The sequence below is a fragment of the Cupriavidus sp. PB-02 genome, from assembly GCF_058252315.1.
This window is the reverse complement of record NZ_CM177695.1, coordinates 1,313,042-1,326,789: the sequence shown is the minus strand read 5'-3', so window position 1 is coordinate 1,326,789 and position 13,748 is coordinate 1,313,042. Positions and strand designations below refer to the sequence as shown.

At 66.8% G+C, this 13,748-nt stretch carries 14 protein-coding genes; 10 read left to right on the top strand and 4 right to left on the bottom strand.

From position 1 onward, the window contains the following. Nucleotides 1–270: 270 nt before the first annotated feature. From AC10V3_RS26845 to AC10V3_RS26810, 8 genes are all read left to right on the top strand, one after another. Nucleotides 271–1,704 (top strand): cytochrome ubiquinol oxidase subunit I, encoded by a 1,434-nt coding sequence (locus AC10V3_RS26845; RefSeq protein ID WP_022538398.1) that lies wholly within the window; start codon nucleotides 271–273, stop codon nucleotides 1,702–1,704. Between the two features lie 4 nt (nucleotides 1,705–1,708). After that, the gene (gene cydB / locus AC10V3_RS26840) at nucleotides 1,709–2,716 is read left to right on the top strand and encodes a cytochrome d ubiquinol oxidase subunit II (protein WP_022538397.1); all 1,008 of its coding nucleotides are present in this window, start codon (nucleotides 1,709–1,711) and stop codon (nucleotides 2,714–2,716) included. Then, nucleotides 2,716–2,859: a DUF2474 domain-containing protein gene (locus tag AC10V3_RS26835; RefSeq protein WP_022538396.1), complete on the top strand. Its 144-nt coding sequence runs from the start codon at nucleotides 2,716–2,718 to the stop codon at nucleotides 2,857–2,859. Before cydB ends, AC10V3_RS26835 begins: the two co-directional genes overlap by 1 nt. Nucleotides 2,860–3,058: 199 nt before the next feature. Beyond that, complete coding sequence (locus tag AC10V3_RS26830) at nucleotides 3,059–3,295, top strand: hypothetical protein (protein WP_490924257.1); 237 nt, start codon at nucleotides 3,059–3,061, stop codon at nucleotides 3,293–3,295. Nucleotides 3,296–3,347: 52 nt separating this feature from the next. Then, the gene (locus AC10V3_RS26825; RefSeq protein ID WP_490924256.1) at nucleotides 3,348–5,504 is read left to right on the top strand and encodes a phosphocholine-specific phospholipase C; all 2,157 of its coding nucleotides are present in this window, start codon (nucleotides 3,348–3,350) and stop codon (nucleotides 5,502–5,504) included. A 145-nt stretch (nucleotides 5,505–5,649) separates the two neighbouring features. Then, entirely contained in the window at nucleotides 5,650–6,537 is an 888-nt protein-coding gene (locus AC10V3_RS26820; RefSeq protein ID WP_041682041.1) for a LysR substrate-binding domain-containing protein, read from the top strand. Between the two features lie 135 nt (nucleotides 6,538–6,672). Then, complete coding sequence (locus AC10V3_RS26815; protein WP_454753549.1) at nucleotides 6,673–7,698, top strand: M14 family zinc carboxypeptidase; 1,026 nt, start codon at nucleotides 6,673–6,675, stop codon at nucleotides 7,696–7,698. A gap of 17 nt (nucleotides 7,699–7,715) precedes the next feature. Next, nucleotides 7,716–8,468 carry an alpha/beta fold hydrolase gene (locus AC10V3_RS26810; RefSeq protein WP_490924318.1) on the top strand — a complete coding sequence of 251 codons (753 nt, stop codon included), beginning with the start codon at nucleotides 7,716–7,718 and terminating at the stop codon, nucleotides 8,466–8,468. Here the strand turns inward: AC10V3_RS26810 and AC10V3_RS26805 are convergent. The 4 genes from AC10V3_RS26805 to AC10V3_RS26790 all read right to left on the bottom strand — a co-directional run bounded on the left by AC10V3_RS26805 (nucleotide 8,454) and on the right by AC10V3_RS26790 (nucleotide 11,778). Further along, nucleotides 8,454–9,041, bottom strand: coding sequence for a TetR/AcrR family transcriptional regulator (locus AC10V3_RS26805; protein WP_022538390.1), 588 nt, complete (start codon nucleotides 9,039–9,041; stop codon nucleotides 8,454–8,456). The genes AC10V3_RS26810 and AC10V3_RS26805 overlap by 15 nt on opposite strands. 208 nt (nucleotides 9,042–9,249) lie before the next feature. Then, entirely contained in the window at nucleotides 9,250–9,915 is a 666-nt protein-coding gene (locus AC10V3_RS26800) for a copper resistance protein CopQ (RefSeq protein ID WP_490924255.1), read from the bottom strand. Between the two features lie 407 nt (nucleotides 9,916–10,322). Further along, nucleotides 10,323–10,889 carry a TetR/AcrR family transcriptional regulator gene (locus AC10V3_RS26795; protein WP_022538387.1) on the bottom strand — a complete coding sequence of 189 codons (567 nt, stop codon included), beginning with the start codon at nucleotides 10,887–10,889 and terminating at the stop codon, nucleotides 10,323–10,325. Between the two features lie 265 nt (nucleotides 10,890–11,154). Further along, nucleotides 11,155–11,778 carry a copper resistance protein CopQ gene (locus AC10V3_RS26790; RefSeq protein WP_490924254.1) on the bottom strand — a complete coding sequence of 208 codons (624 nt, stop codon included), beginning with the start codon at nucleotides 11,776–11,778 and terminating at the stop codon, nucleotides 11,155–11,157. Between the two features lie 382 nt (nucleotides 11,779–12,160). Between AC10V3_RS26790 and AC10V3_RS26785 the strand changes: the two genes are divergently transcribed. Beyond that, nucleotides 12,161–13,138: an alpha/beta hydrolase gene (locus AC10V3_RS26785; protein ID WP_490924253.1), complete on the top strand. Its 978-nt coding sequence runs from the start codon at nucleotides 12,161–12,163 to the stop codon at nucleotides 13,136–13,138. Nucleotides 13,139–13,350: 212 nt separating this feature from the next. Next, entirely contained in the window at nucleotides 13,351–13,653 is a 303-nt protein-coding gene (locus AC10V3_RS26780) for a hypothetical protein (RefSeq protein WP_490924252.1), read from the top strand. The last annotated feature ends 95 nt before the right edge of the window (nucleotides 13,654–13,748 follow it).

The window sequence follows — 13,748 nt, the reverse complement described above, 5'->3', positions numbered from 1 at the left end:
TTCCGCGAACGCGCGCTTGGTTAGCATTGCATCGGCAAGCAGGACTGACGGTGTGCATAAGCGGCGAATGCGACCGCATGCGGCGAAATGTCGCCCGCCCGCCGCGTGCTGCCATGCTGCACTTTGCGCGGCGCGCGGCGTACACTACGCTTTACCGCACGCGCCTACGGCCCGCGCCCCGGCGCGCCCTGCCGACTGGCCCGGCCTGCCTCATCGGCAGCGCCGCGCCGTCCAAGGCGTGCGTCAGGCCAGCGCCACGGAGAACACGACATGTTTGGTTTGACCGCGCTCGACCTCGCCCGCATCCAGTTTGGCTTCACCATCTCTTTCCACATTGTCTTTCCCGCGATCACCATCGGCCTGGCCGCCTACCTGGCGGTGCTCGAGGGCTGCTGGCTGAAAACGCAGCGGACGCATTACCGCGACCTCTATCACTTCTGGTCCAAGATCTTCGCCGTCAACTTCGGCATGGGAGTGGTGTCCGGGCTGGTGATGGCCTACCAGTTCGGCACCAACTGGAGCTTCTTCTCCGAGTTCGCGGGCAGTATCACCGGCCCCTTGCTGACCTATGAAGTGCTGACGGCGTTCTTCCTGGAAGCTGGCTTCCTGGGCGTGATGCTGTTCGGCTGGAACCGGGTCGGGCCGGGGCTGCATTTCTTTGCCACGGTGATGGTCGCGCTCGGCACGCTGATCTCAGCCACGTGGATCCTGGCGTCCAACAGCTGGATGCAGACGCCCGCAGGCTTCGAGATCATCGACGGCCGCGTGGTGCCGACCAACTGGTTCGAAGTCATCTTCAACCCCTCGTTCCCCTACCGCCTGCTGCATATGAGCGTGGCGGCGTTCCTGGCCACGGCGCTGTTCGTCGGTGCCTCCGCCGCATGGCACCTGCTGCGCGGCCGCGACAACCCCGCCATCCGCAAGATGCTGTCGATGGCGATGTGGATGCTGCTGATCGTCGCGCCGATCCAGGCCGTGATTGGCGACCTGCATGGCCTGAACACGCTCAAGCACCAGCCCGCCAAGATCGCCGCGCTGGAAGGCCACTGGGAGAACAAGGGCCATGAAGGCCTGCCGCTCCTGCTGTTCGGCTGGCCCGACATGGCGCGCGAGGAGACGCGCTTCGCGGTGGAAGTGCCGCGCCTGGGCAGCCTGATCCTGACCCATACCTGGGACGGGCAGATCAAGGGGCTGAAGGAGTTCGCGCCCGAGGACCGGCCCAATTCCACCATCCTGTTCTGGTCCTTCCGCGTGATGGTCGGGCTGGGGCTGCTGATGATCCTGCTGGGCATATGGAGCCTGTTATTGCGGCGCAAGGACAGGATGTTCCGTGCGCGCGGCTTCCTGCATATGGCGCTGTGGATGGGACCGACCGGCGTGATCGCGATCCTCGCTGGTTGGTATACGACCGAGATCGGGCGCCAGCCGTGGGTCGTCTACGGCCTGCAGCGCACCGCCGATGCGGTGTCGCCGCACGGCGTGCCCGAGCTGGCGGTGACGCTGGCGATCTTCGTGGTGGCGTATTTCTTCGTGTTCGGCGTGGGCATCGCCTACATGATGCGGCTGGTGCGCAAGGGGCCGGCGATCGAGGAACTCAAGCCGGAAGGCGGGCCCGGGCGCGGGCATACGCCGGCCCGGCCGCTGTCCGCCGTGGACGACGACGAAGTGCTCGCCCCCACCCCCGTTGCACGCAGCCGGAGCTGACACCATGGGCATCGATCTCTCCCTTCTCTGGATCGTCATCATCTTCTTTGGCGTGATGATGTACGTGGTGATGGACGGCTTCGACCTGGGCATCGGCATGCTCTACCCGTTCGTGCCGGACCGGCATGACCGCGACGTGATGATGAACACAGTCGCGCCGGTCTGGGACGGCAACGAGACCTGGCTGGTGCTGGGCGGCGCCGGGCTGCTGGCGGCATTCCCGCTGGCGTACTCGGTGGTGCTGAGCGCGCTCTACCTGCCGCTGATGCTGATGCTGCTGGGGCTGATCTTCCGCGGCGTGGCGTTCGAGTTCCGCTTCAAGGCCAACGATCGCGAGCGCCCGGTGTGGGATGCGGCCTTTATCCTGGGCTCGGCCACGGCGACCTTCTTCCAGGGCGTGGCGCTGGGCGCCTATATCGATGGCATCAAGATGGAGGGCCACCGTTTTGCCGGCGGGCCGCTGGACTGGCTCACGCCGTTCCCGCTGTTCTGCGGGCTGGGGCTGGTGGTGGCCTACACCGTGCTGGGCAGCACCTGGCTGATCATGAAGACCGAGGGCGAGCTGCAGCAGCGCATGATCAAGCTGACCGGCACGCTCGCCTGGCTGCTGCTGGCGGTGATCGCGGTGATCAGCCTGTGGACGCCGCTGACGCACCCGGAGATCGCCGAGCGCTGGTTCAGGCTGCCCAACCTGTTCTGGTTCTCGCCGGTGCCGATCCTGGTGGCGCTGTGCATGTTCATGCTGATGCGCGCGCTGCGCCGCGAGCCCAACATCTCGCCGTTCATGTATGCGCTGGGGCTGGTGTTCCTCGGCTACAGCGGGCTGGCGATCAGCGTCTGGCCCAATATCATCCCGCCGAATATCTCGTTCTGGGACGCCGCCGCGCCGCCGCAGAGCCAGGGCTTTGCGCTGGTCGGGGCGCTGTTCATCATCCCCTTCATCCTGATGTACACGGTATGGGCCTACTACGTGTTCCGCGGCAAGGTCCGCCACGGCGAGGGCTACCACTGATGGGCGCGCAACGTCCCGGCGCATCGACCTGGCTGCGCCGTGTCGGCTGGCTGGTGCTGATCTGGGCGGCCAGCGTCGCGGCGCTCGGCGTGGCCGCGTGGGTGCTGCGGATGATCATGCAGGGCGTCGGCTTCCGTAGCTGACGTTTCACACCGCCCTGATTTTCTCCTTCTGCCGCGCGGCGCATACGCCCCGCGCGGCCTTGTCACGCCTGCCTTGTCTGCAATGCCTCCAAGAATCTGAATAGCTCCATCAGCATTCTTTGCCTCTCTGTCACCACGGTGACAACCCAGGTTCTTACTCTGCGGGCGCCACGCTACCGATCCCTGCAGGAGATGAACCATGACCTTCCGACCTTCCACCCTGGCCCGGCCCCACTGGTTGGCTGCCCTGCTGCTGTGCACGGCGCTGAGCGCTTGCGGCGGCGACTCCGACGACAGCGCCACCACCGGCTCGCCCAATGCAGCGCCGGCCACGCCGGGCGCTCCCGGCACCGGCGGCAACCCCGGACAGGGGAACGGCAGTGACCGGCCCGGAGAGACGCCTGCGGTGAAGCCGCAGATGCGCTGCGCGCCCTGAATACGGGCCCGGCCTGTCGTCCCTTCCAGAACAACTACCCGGCACAGAATCCATGAACCCGCAAAGCAGACGCAATTTCCTCAAACTCGCCGGTGGCAGCGCCGCCGCCACCGCCGCGCTGGCCGCCTTTCCGCCTGCCATCCGCCGTGCGCTGGCGATCCCGGCCAATAACGCCACCGGCACCATCCACGATGTCGAGCACGTGGTCATCCTGATGCAGGAGAACCGCTCGTTCGACAACTACTTCGGCACGCTGCGCGGCGTGCGCGGCTTTGGCGACCGCTTCCCGATCCCGCTGGCGGACGGCCTGAACGTCTTGCAGCAGACCTATGTGAACGGCGGCACCAGCCGCACCGTGCTGCCGTACCACCTCGACAGCAGCGCCGGCAACGCGCAGCGCGTCAGCGGCACGCCGCACTCCTACCCCGATGCGCAGAACGCGTGGGACCTGGGCCGCATGAACAAGTGGCCGACCTACAAGCAGACCCAGTCGATGGGCTACTACACCGAGGCCGAACTGGACTTCCAGGTGGCGCTGGCCAATGCCTTCACCCTGTGCGACGCCTACCACTGCAGCTTCCACGGCGGCACCAACCCCAACCGCCTGTTCCACTGGACCGGCACCAACGACCCCGGCGGCGCGCACGGCGGCCCGGTGATCGACAACAGCGGCGATTCGTTCACGGGTTCGGCCCCGCCTTATACCTGGAAGACCTACCCGGAGCGGCTGGACACGGCCGGCGTGAGCTGGAAGGTCTACCAGAACATGCCGGACAACTTCACCGACAACCCGCTCGCGGGTTTCAGGCAATACCGCGACGCAAACGCCGCGCGCGGCAACCAGGCCAACGGCAGCCCCTACCCGCCGTACACCAGCGCCGACGACACCATCAGTCCGCTGCTCAAGGGCGTGGCCAACACCATGCCGGACGGCGGCTTCCTGCAGGCGCTGCGCGACGACATAGCCGCCGGCAAGCTGCCGCAGGTGTCGTGGATCGTGGCGCCGGCCACGTACTCGGAGCACCCCGGGCCGTCCAGCCCGGTGCAGGGCGCGTGGTACACGCAGGAGGTACTCAATGCGCTGACGGCCAACCCCGCGGTCTGGAGCAAGACCGTGCTGCTGATCAACTTCGACGAGAACGACGGCTACTTCGACCATCTGCCGCCGCCGTGCGCACCGGCCTGGGACGGCGATACGCTGGCCGGCGCCACCACGCTCGCCCCGGAAGACGTCGCGCCCGAATACCACGTCGACAAGCATCCCTACGGGCCCGGCCCGCGCGTGCCGATGTACGTGGTGTCGCCGTGGAGCCGCGGCGGCTGGGTCAACTCGCAGGTGTTCGACCACACCTCGGTGCTGCGCTTCCTGGAAGCCCGCTTCGGCGTGGCCGAGCCCAATATCAGCGGCTTCCGCCGCGCGGTGGCGGGCGACCTGACCTCGGCCTTCAACTTCGTCAGCCCGAACGCCAACCCGCTGCCCTCGCTGCCGAATCGCGACAAGGCCAGCGCCGACGCGATCCGTACCGCGCAGGGCGTGCTGCCGCAGGTACCGCTGCCCGCGGCGGGCAGCCAGCAGATGCCGCAACAGGACACCGGCACGCGCCCGTCGCGCGCCCTGCCCTACGAGCTGCATGTCAGCGCCCGGGAAGACGCCCGCGACAGCCGCGGGCTGTGGCTGCTGTTCGCCAATACCGGCACGGCCGCTGCCGTGTTCCACGTCTACGACCGCCTGCACCTGGACCGCGTGCCGCGCCGCTACCTGGTCGAGCCGGGCAAGGAGCTGCATGGCAGTTGGGACGTCTTTGCCGCCGACAGCGGCAAGTACGACCTGTGGGTACTTGGCCCTAATGGCTTCCACCGCGCCTTTCGCGGCGACGTGGCCGCGGTCACGCCAGCCGATGCCAGCATGCCGGAGATCCGCGTCTGCTACGACATCGCCAACGCGGCCGTGTACCTGACGATGATCAATACCGGCAGCGCGCCCTGCACCTTCACCGTGCGGCCCAATGCCTACCGCAGTGACGGCCCGTGGACCTTCGAGATCCCGGCCGGCAAGCAGCTCGACCAGCACTGGCCAGTGGGCCGGCAGGGCAACTGGTACGACTTCACCGTCAGCGCCACGCAGGGCGGCTTTACGCGGCGCTTTGCCGGGCGCATCGAGACTGGCAAGGACAGCGTGTCCGACCCGGCGATGGGGGTGATCGGCTGACCCGCGCGCGCCTGGCGCGAAGCAGTGCGCCCGCCCCGGCCCTCGCGGCCGGGGCGGGCGTAGCCGTTTTGTCATATTGGCCCGCTAGACTGCGCGGTCGTCCGGACCTGTCCGGTCCACTTCCTCCACAACCGTGCGGATGACCATGCTTGGCGACCTGCTGATGACCTTTTTTGAAGTGGCGCGCCAGGGCAGCATCACCATGGCTGCCAGGCAGCTGCGCGTCAGCCAGCCTACGGTGACCGGCCGCATCCGCCAGCTCGAAGAGACCTACGGCGTGGAACTGTTCCACCGCCGCGCCAGCCGCGTCGACCTGAGCGACGTGGGCGTGGCGATGATGCCGGTGGTCGAGCAGCTGATGCAGCAGGAAGGCAATGCCGACTACCTGCTGCGCAACGCCGGCAACCTGCGCTTTGGCAACCTGCGCGTCGGCGCCACGGGACCCTATTACATCCTGCGCGCGGTGGCGGCGTTCCGGCGGCGCTACCCGGCGATCGAGGTGAGCCTGGACATCGGCAACTCGCAGCAGATGCTGGAGGCGCTGTTCGAGTACCGCATCGACGCGGCGGTGTCGTCGCACCCGGTCGATGACGAGCGCCTCGCGCGCATCCGGCTGGCGTCGGACCCGATGGTGCTGGTGGTCCATCCGGACCATGCGCTGGCGCGGCTCGCGCAGGTCGAGCTGCCGCAGCTGCGCGGCTGCCACCTGCTGGTGCGCGAGCATGGCTCGATGACGCGCAAGGCTACCGAGGATGCGCTGGCCGCCTGCGGGCAGGAGCTGCCGCCGCACACCGTGATCGGCAGCCGCGAGGCGATCTACGAGGCGATCCGGCTGGGCCTGGGCGCCAGCGTGGTACCGCTGGGCGAAGTGCCGCGCGACCCGCGGCTGCGGGTGGTGGCATTCGCCCACGGTGCGCCGGTACTCCATGAATATCTCTATTGCCTGAAGAGCCGGCGCGACACTCGCCTCGTCGGCGCATTCCTGGAATGCGTGGCGCTGACCGAGCCGGCCACCGAGGCGCAGGCTGCCTGAAGATCCGCGCATGCGCAAAGCGCCGATGCCGCTATGGGAAATCTTGCTGCGTTCATTACTGCGTGGTCACCGCGCCGCGCCAGCCTTGCCGGCATCGGCTGGCGCGGACGCCGCATTGCCACTAACCTGAACTGCATGATCGCGCGCGCCGCCGGCTTTCCTGAGTATGACCAGCTGCTGTCCTTGCTGGACGCCGGCAGCCACGTGCTGGATACCCGCGTGATCTGCGAAACCACGGTCCAGGGCCATCGCTTCGCCGTGCATGTGGCCACGCTCGGCAGCCGCGATCCGGCGGCGCCCGCGATCGGCATCTTCGGCGGCATCCACGGGCTGGAACGGATCGGCACGCAGCTGGTGCTGGACTACCTGCGCTCGCTGCTGTGCCGGCTGGCGTGGGACGAACTGCTGCACCGCGAGCTGCAGGCGGTGCGGCTGGTGTTCATGCCGATCGTCAACCCGGGCGGCATGTGGGCCGGCACCCGCGCCAACCCCAACGGGGTGGACCTGATGCGCAACGGGCCGCAGGACGCCGATGCGCGCGTGCCCTTCCTCGCCGGCGGACAACGTATCGGCGCCTGGCTGCCGTGGTACCGCGGCCCGGCCGGCGCACCGATGGAAGTGGAAAGCCGCGCACTGCTGCGCGTGGTGCAGGAAGAACTGCTGCCGCGCCCGCTCAGCTTTGCGGTCGACTGCCACTCCGGCTACGGCTGGCGCGACAGCATCTGGTTCCCGTACGCGCGCACGCGCCGGCCGATGGCGCACCTGGCCGAGATGTACCTGCTCAAGACGCTGTTCGAGCAGGCCCATCCGCACCACGGCTATACCTTCGAGCCACAAAGCCACCAGTACCTGCTGCATGGCGACCTGTGGGACCATGCCTACGACCTGGCTCAGCCGGGCAACCTGTTCCTGCCGATGACGCTGGAACTGGGCTCGTGGCTGTGGATCAAGAAGAACCCGCGCCAGTTGTTCTCACGCGAAGGCATCTTCAACCCGATCAAGGCGCACCGCACCGCGCGCGTGCTGCGCCGGCACGTCAGCCTGTTCGACTTCCTGGGCCGGATCGCGTTTGCGCCCGAACGGTGGCGGCCGCGCGGCGCGCAGCGCGAGCTGCTGCTGCAGCAGGCGCGCGCGCACTGGCAGAAGGAGCCGCCGCAATGAACGCGATGGGCCGATCCATGGGTCGATGGGTATTTCTGAGGGGACTGACGCGCGAATCGCGCCACTGGGGGACGTTGCCGACGCAATGGGAAGCGGCCGGGCTTGGGCGTCCGCTGCTGCCGGACCTGCCGGGCAACGGCGCGCTGTCGGCGCAGCCGGCGCCCTGGGGTGTGCGGGAAATGGTTGGCGCGGTGCGGCGCCAGTTGCCGGATGCCGGTGCACACGGGCCCTACCGCGTGCTGGCGATGTCGCTCGGCGCGATGGTCGCGACCGAGTGGGCGGGCATGCATCCGGAGGAAGTCGGCGCGCTGGTGCTGATCAATACCAGCATGCGGCCGTTCTGCACGCCGGCGCAGCGGCTGCGCCCGCGCAACTGGGGCAAGCTGCTGCGCGTGGTGCAGCGCTGGCACGACCGCGAACTCTGCGAGCGCACCATTCACGCCATCACCTGCGCGCGTGCCGATACGCTGGCGGGCGATATCGATGCGTGGAAGGCCATCGCCGCCGATGCGCCGGTCAGCCGGCAGTCGGCGCTGGCGCAGTTGCTGGCTGCGGCACGCTATCGCGCGCCCGCAAGCGCGCCTCGCTGCAAGGTACTGCTGGTTGCGTCCGCAGCCGATCGCCTGGTCGATCCGGTGTGTTCCACACGCATCGCGCAGGCCTGGGGCGCACCGCTGCTGACACACCACTGGGCCGGCCACGACCTGCCCCACGACGATCCGCAGTGGCTGTGCGACGCGGCGGCCCGGGTGATGCTAGGCGTCGGCTAACGCCGGTTCGACCGGCATGGTGCTGGTCAACAGCGAAGCGGCGGCATCGAGCCGATCCGCCGAGCCGAACAGCCGCGCACTGATCAGGCCGGTCTGCAACGCGCCATATACCGCTTGTGCGAGCTGCTGCGGCGGTTCCAGGTACGGCGTCTCGCGCTGTGCCGCGGCGCGCTCAAACAAGTGTGCCAGCCATTGCTCGTTGAAGCGGACGTAGTCCTGCATCACTGCGCGTACCGCCTCGGGCAGCGCCAGCACGTCCGCCGACAGCATGGCGACCAGGCAGGCCTGGTCGGTGCCTGCGCCCGCACGCAACGGCACCAGGTATTGCCGCGCCTGTTCCGCTGGGGGCAGGCTGGTGTCGATGGCGCGCAGGCGCGCCTGCATGCGCGTGCTGTACTCGCGCACTGCTTCCAGCACCAGGTCGTCCTTGGACGGGAAGTAATAGTGGATGCTGGAGGTCTTCACCCCGACCAGCTCGGCCAGGTCGCGGTAGCTGAAGCCGTTGAAACCCCGACGGCGGATCAGCACCTGCGCGTGTTCGACCAGTTGGTCGCGTACGGATCGGGATTTCATGGGGCCAGTTCCTCGTCTTGCCGCCGGTGGTTCAGGCCGGCAGCGTTTGTGCGATCAGCGTGATGAGGGACCCGCTCACAAGGCAAAGCCCTACCCATCCGCCCAGGATCAGCGCAGTGTCAAGCCAACGCATGATCAACTCCTTTGAGTCGGGCCGCATGCTGGCGGCCCGGCAGATTCAGGTGGCCGGCACCAGGCCGGCCGACTCTCACGCGATGGCGCCGTCCGTGTACGGGTCGATGCTGCGGCCCGGTTCCGACGACACGTTGCTGCGGTCCAGGCCGGCGACCGTGCGGGCGCCGTCGGTGAACGGGTCAGCCTTGCCCACGCGTGCGCCGTCCGTGTATGGGTCGATGCTACGGCCGGGTTGCGACGACACGTTGCTGCGATCCAGGCCGGCGACCGTGCGGGCGCCGTCCGTGTACGGATCAATGCTGCGGCCCGGTTCCGACGACACGCCGCTGCGATCCAGGCCTGCTACCGTGCGAGCGCCGTCGGTGTACGGGTCTGCCTTGCCGACGCGTGCGCCATCCGTGTAGGGGTCAATGCTGCGGCCCGGTTGCGACGACACGCCGCTGCGGTCCAGACCTGCGACCGTGCGAGCGCCGTCGGTGTACGGATCGGGCTTGCCGACGCGTGCGCCTTCGGTGAACGGGTCGAGGTTGCCGGTACGGGCGCCTTCGGTGAACGGGTCGAAGTTGCCGGTGCGGGCACCGTCGGTGAAGGCATCGGCCTTGCCGACGCGGAATTCATAGCCGTACTTGTCGCCGGTGAAGGTGCTGTCCTTCACGCCCGCGGCATTCGCCACGCCACCAGCAAAGGCGGCAGCAAGGGTCGCGGCGGTAATCAGGGTCTTGGCGAACTTGGCATTCATGATGGGCTCCTGGGGGCGATGTTCTGGATCGTGTCAGTCGGTATCAGTGGCTGTGGCTGTCGTTTTTTCATTCCGCATCTACTGGTAGATAGATAACCGGTCCTGAAAAAATGACCGCCTCCGGTCATGCAATGGGATCGTCGCCGTGCCGCGCTTTGTTGCTGGTTTGGGGCGCTGCGTCGCTTCCATGGCCTGAATACTATCTACTACTAGGTAGATAGTCAAGGAAAAAGTTTTCTATCGCGTTGATAGGTACCGCAGCGTCCCGCCTATGTCTTTGTTTTTATGACGTTAATTGACGGATCAAGAGTCCGTGGCCGCGCACCTGATGGCGCCCGATAAAAAAGCCGCCATGCAGCATAAGCCACATGGCGGCTTTGAGCGCGCCACTGATATGCGCGAAAAACTCAGCCGGAGACGGCCGCCATCAAAGTATCGGCCGCGGCCTCGACCCGATCGGAAGTACCGAACAGCCGCGCCGCGATCAGCCCGCTCTGCAGCGAGCCGAACACCACTTGCGCCAGGCGCGGCGGCGGCACCGGGAACGGTGCGCTGCGCTGCGGTTGCGCGCGTTCCAGCAACCCGGCCAGCCACTGCTCGTTGAGCAGGTAGAAACCCTGCAGCATCTTGTGCACGGTTTCGGGCAGGCACAGCGTCTCGGTGGACAGCATGCCGCACAGGCAGATCTGGTCCGAGCCGCAGCTGGCGCGGAACGGCGCCAAGTAGATCGCCGCCTGTTCGGTGACCGGCAAGGTGGTGTCGATGGCGCGGATGCGCTCGGTCATGCGCGCGCTGTACTCCTTCACCGCCTCCAGGACCAGGTCGTCCTTGCTCGGGAAGTAGTAGTGGATGCTCGACGTCTTGACCCCGACCAGCTCCGCCAGGTCGCGGTAGCTGAAGCCGTTGAAGCCACGGCGTCGGATCAGGACCAGGGTGTGCTCGAGCAGTTGCTCGCGTACGGATTGCGTTTTCATGAAAGCAGTGTATCTACGCGAAGATAGGCGCTCAAGTTGAAATGCCCCGAGGCTCGGGTAATTCCCTAGCTATCGGGGCATGTACTTTAGCCAGGCAGGACCTGCGCGGCGAAGGTGATCATCGAGCCACTCGTCACGCAAAGCACAAGCCATCCGCCAAGCAGCAGGATGCTGTCACGCAAACTCATGATGGACTCCATCGGGCAGCGCTCACCGGGAGCGCCGCCGTGTAGGGTTGGGCCGCCGGCCTCAGGGCCGGAAGCGATCAGGCCAGGGCACCATCCGTGTACGGGTCAGCCTTGCCTACGCGTGCACCGTCGGTGTACGGGTCGAAGCTGCGGGCCGGTTGCGACGACACGCCGCTGCGGTCCAGGCCAGCCACGGTGCGGGCGCCGTCGGTGTACGGATCAGCCTTGCCAACACGCGCACCGTCGGTGTACGGGTCGAAGCTGCGGCCCGGTTGCGACGACACGCCGCTGCGGTCCAATCCAGCCACGGTGCGGAAGCCGTCGGTGTAGGGATCGGTCTTGCCCACGCGTGCGCCGTCGGTGTACGGGTCAATGCTGCGGCCCGGTTGCGACGACACGCCGCTGCGATCCAGGCCTGCAACGGTACGTAAGCCGTCGGTGTACGGGTCGAACTTGCCGACGCGCGCGCCTTCCGTGAACGGATCGAACTTGCCGGCGCGGGCGCCTTCGGTGAAGGGGTCGAAGTTGCCGGTACGGGCACCGTCGGTGAAGGCATCGGTCTTGCCGACGCGGAACTGGTAACCGTACTTGTCACCGGCGAAGCTGCTGTCCTGCACGCCCGCGGCCTGCGCGACGCCGCCGGCAAACGCGGCGGCAAGGGTGGCGGCGGTGATCAGGGTCTTGGCGAACTTGGCATTCATGGTGGGCTCCTGGATGGCGATGTTTCGGGATCGCGTCAATTCGGTATCAGTGGCTTCCGGCAGGTCGCTTTTCAGGCTCGCATCTACTAGTAGATAGATAGTCGGCGCTAAAAAAAAGACCGCCTGCGGTAATGCAATGGGATCGCCACTTATCCGCCCGTTTCTGCTTGTTGCCGGCGGTGCAGCGGTTCCATGGACTGAATGCTATCTACTACTAGGTAGAGAGTCAAGGAAAAAGATTTCTATCGGTGTGATAGCGGCCGACTAAAGGTACGGCCTCGGTCCGCGCGAACCGGTTAAAGGTGGTCGGGGATGAACTTTCCTTCACCCGCGCGCCCGCAGCCTGCTAGCCTGAAGGGAAGCCTTTCTCGCCCAACCGTTCATGTCCGCAGGCCAGCAACCAGACTCGCCCCCACCCGGCTCCACCGCGCACCGCTGGCTTGCCGCCGCCGCGGGGGTCGCACTCGCGACCGGTGTTGCGCGGCATCTACTGTTTCGTGCGCTGGAACGCAAAGCATTTGTCACACCGACGGATGAGACATTGCCTGCTATCGCGCCGGCTGCGCCGAAGGCAATCGCGCGGCATACCACGTTCGCCAGCGGCAAGCGCGTGTTGCACGCGTCGTTCATGCCCGCCGCCGATCCCGCGGCGCCCGCACTGATGGTGTGCCACGGCGACAACGAATGCCTGGCTGACTGGCTGCCGGTGCAAACCATGCTGGCCGCAGCGGGCATCACCTCTTACGTGTTCGACTACAGCGGCTACGGACGCAGCAGCGGCCGGCCGAGCGTGCGCCATCTGCGCGAGGATGCGCTCACCGCTTACCAACACTTTGTCGCGGCTACGCCCGCGGCGAAACGGCGCGTCGTGCTGGGGCATTCATTGGGCTCCGGCATCCTGCTCGACGTGGCGTGGCGCTTCGATCCACAGCCCGATGGCTATGTGATTGCCGCCGGCTTCAGTTCGGCGCGACTGGCCGCGGTGCAGACCGGGCGCGTGCCGGGATGGGCCGCATGGCTATTGCCCGATCCGTGGAACAACGCCGCGCGCGCGAGCCGGCTGGCGCGTCCGCTGCTGGTGGTGCACAGCCGCGACGATGCGGTCATTGCCCCGCGCCATGCGGAGCGTCTCGCCAGCGCAGCCAGGCAGTTGCATGCCTTGGTGATGCTGGACGCGATGCCGCATAACGCAGCGATCCTGCCGGACCATATCGGGGCATTCTGGGCGCCGATCCTGTGCTTCGTGCAGGCGCAAGAGCGCGACGAAAAACAAGCGGAAAAGATTGAAGCAGGCGAGGCGATCGGAGCACGAAAGATAAGTGCGAAAACTACCAAAAACTCAATCGCGAATACACGTTAGCCCCGGCCGGCCGCAGGGGCAGCCAGCAGATCCGGGACACGCTCCGACCTTCGGCGGACAATCTACCGCAGACTTCCACCTGCATCAATCATCCTTGTGGGCGAGGCGCCACGGCCATGCGACTCAAGGGTCTTTTTCCGATTTCTTGTCTATATTGGACCTCGTGGCACAAGCATCGCAATTTCGCCATTGACAGCACTGGAGGTACTGCCATGCGTTGGCTTGCAAACTTGTTCAGTCCGCCGACCCCGGAAAAAATCGCCGAAAGGGAACTGCAAGACATGAGGCTGACGCTGTTCCAGGCCGAACGGCGCTTGCTCGAAGCACAGATGCAAGTCGCCTACTACCGTGACATGGTGGCATTTCTGGAGGACGTCTCCGCCAAGGGCGTGGAAGACGTCGTCGACAAGCGTCGCCGCGCCAACCTGCCCGCCACGTCGGAGTTGCCGGCTGCCGCGCAGCCTGCGCGCGCACCGGGCCTCACCACCGTCCCCATCGTTCCATCCGCAGCCTGACGCTGGTCCTGCCTTCGGACGGCCACGCCCATGCTCTGGCTAACGCCGGGGCATGGGCGGGCATAAAGCGAAGCGGGCCCCGACCTGTGCGATAC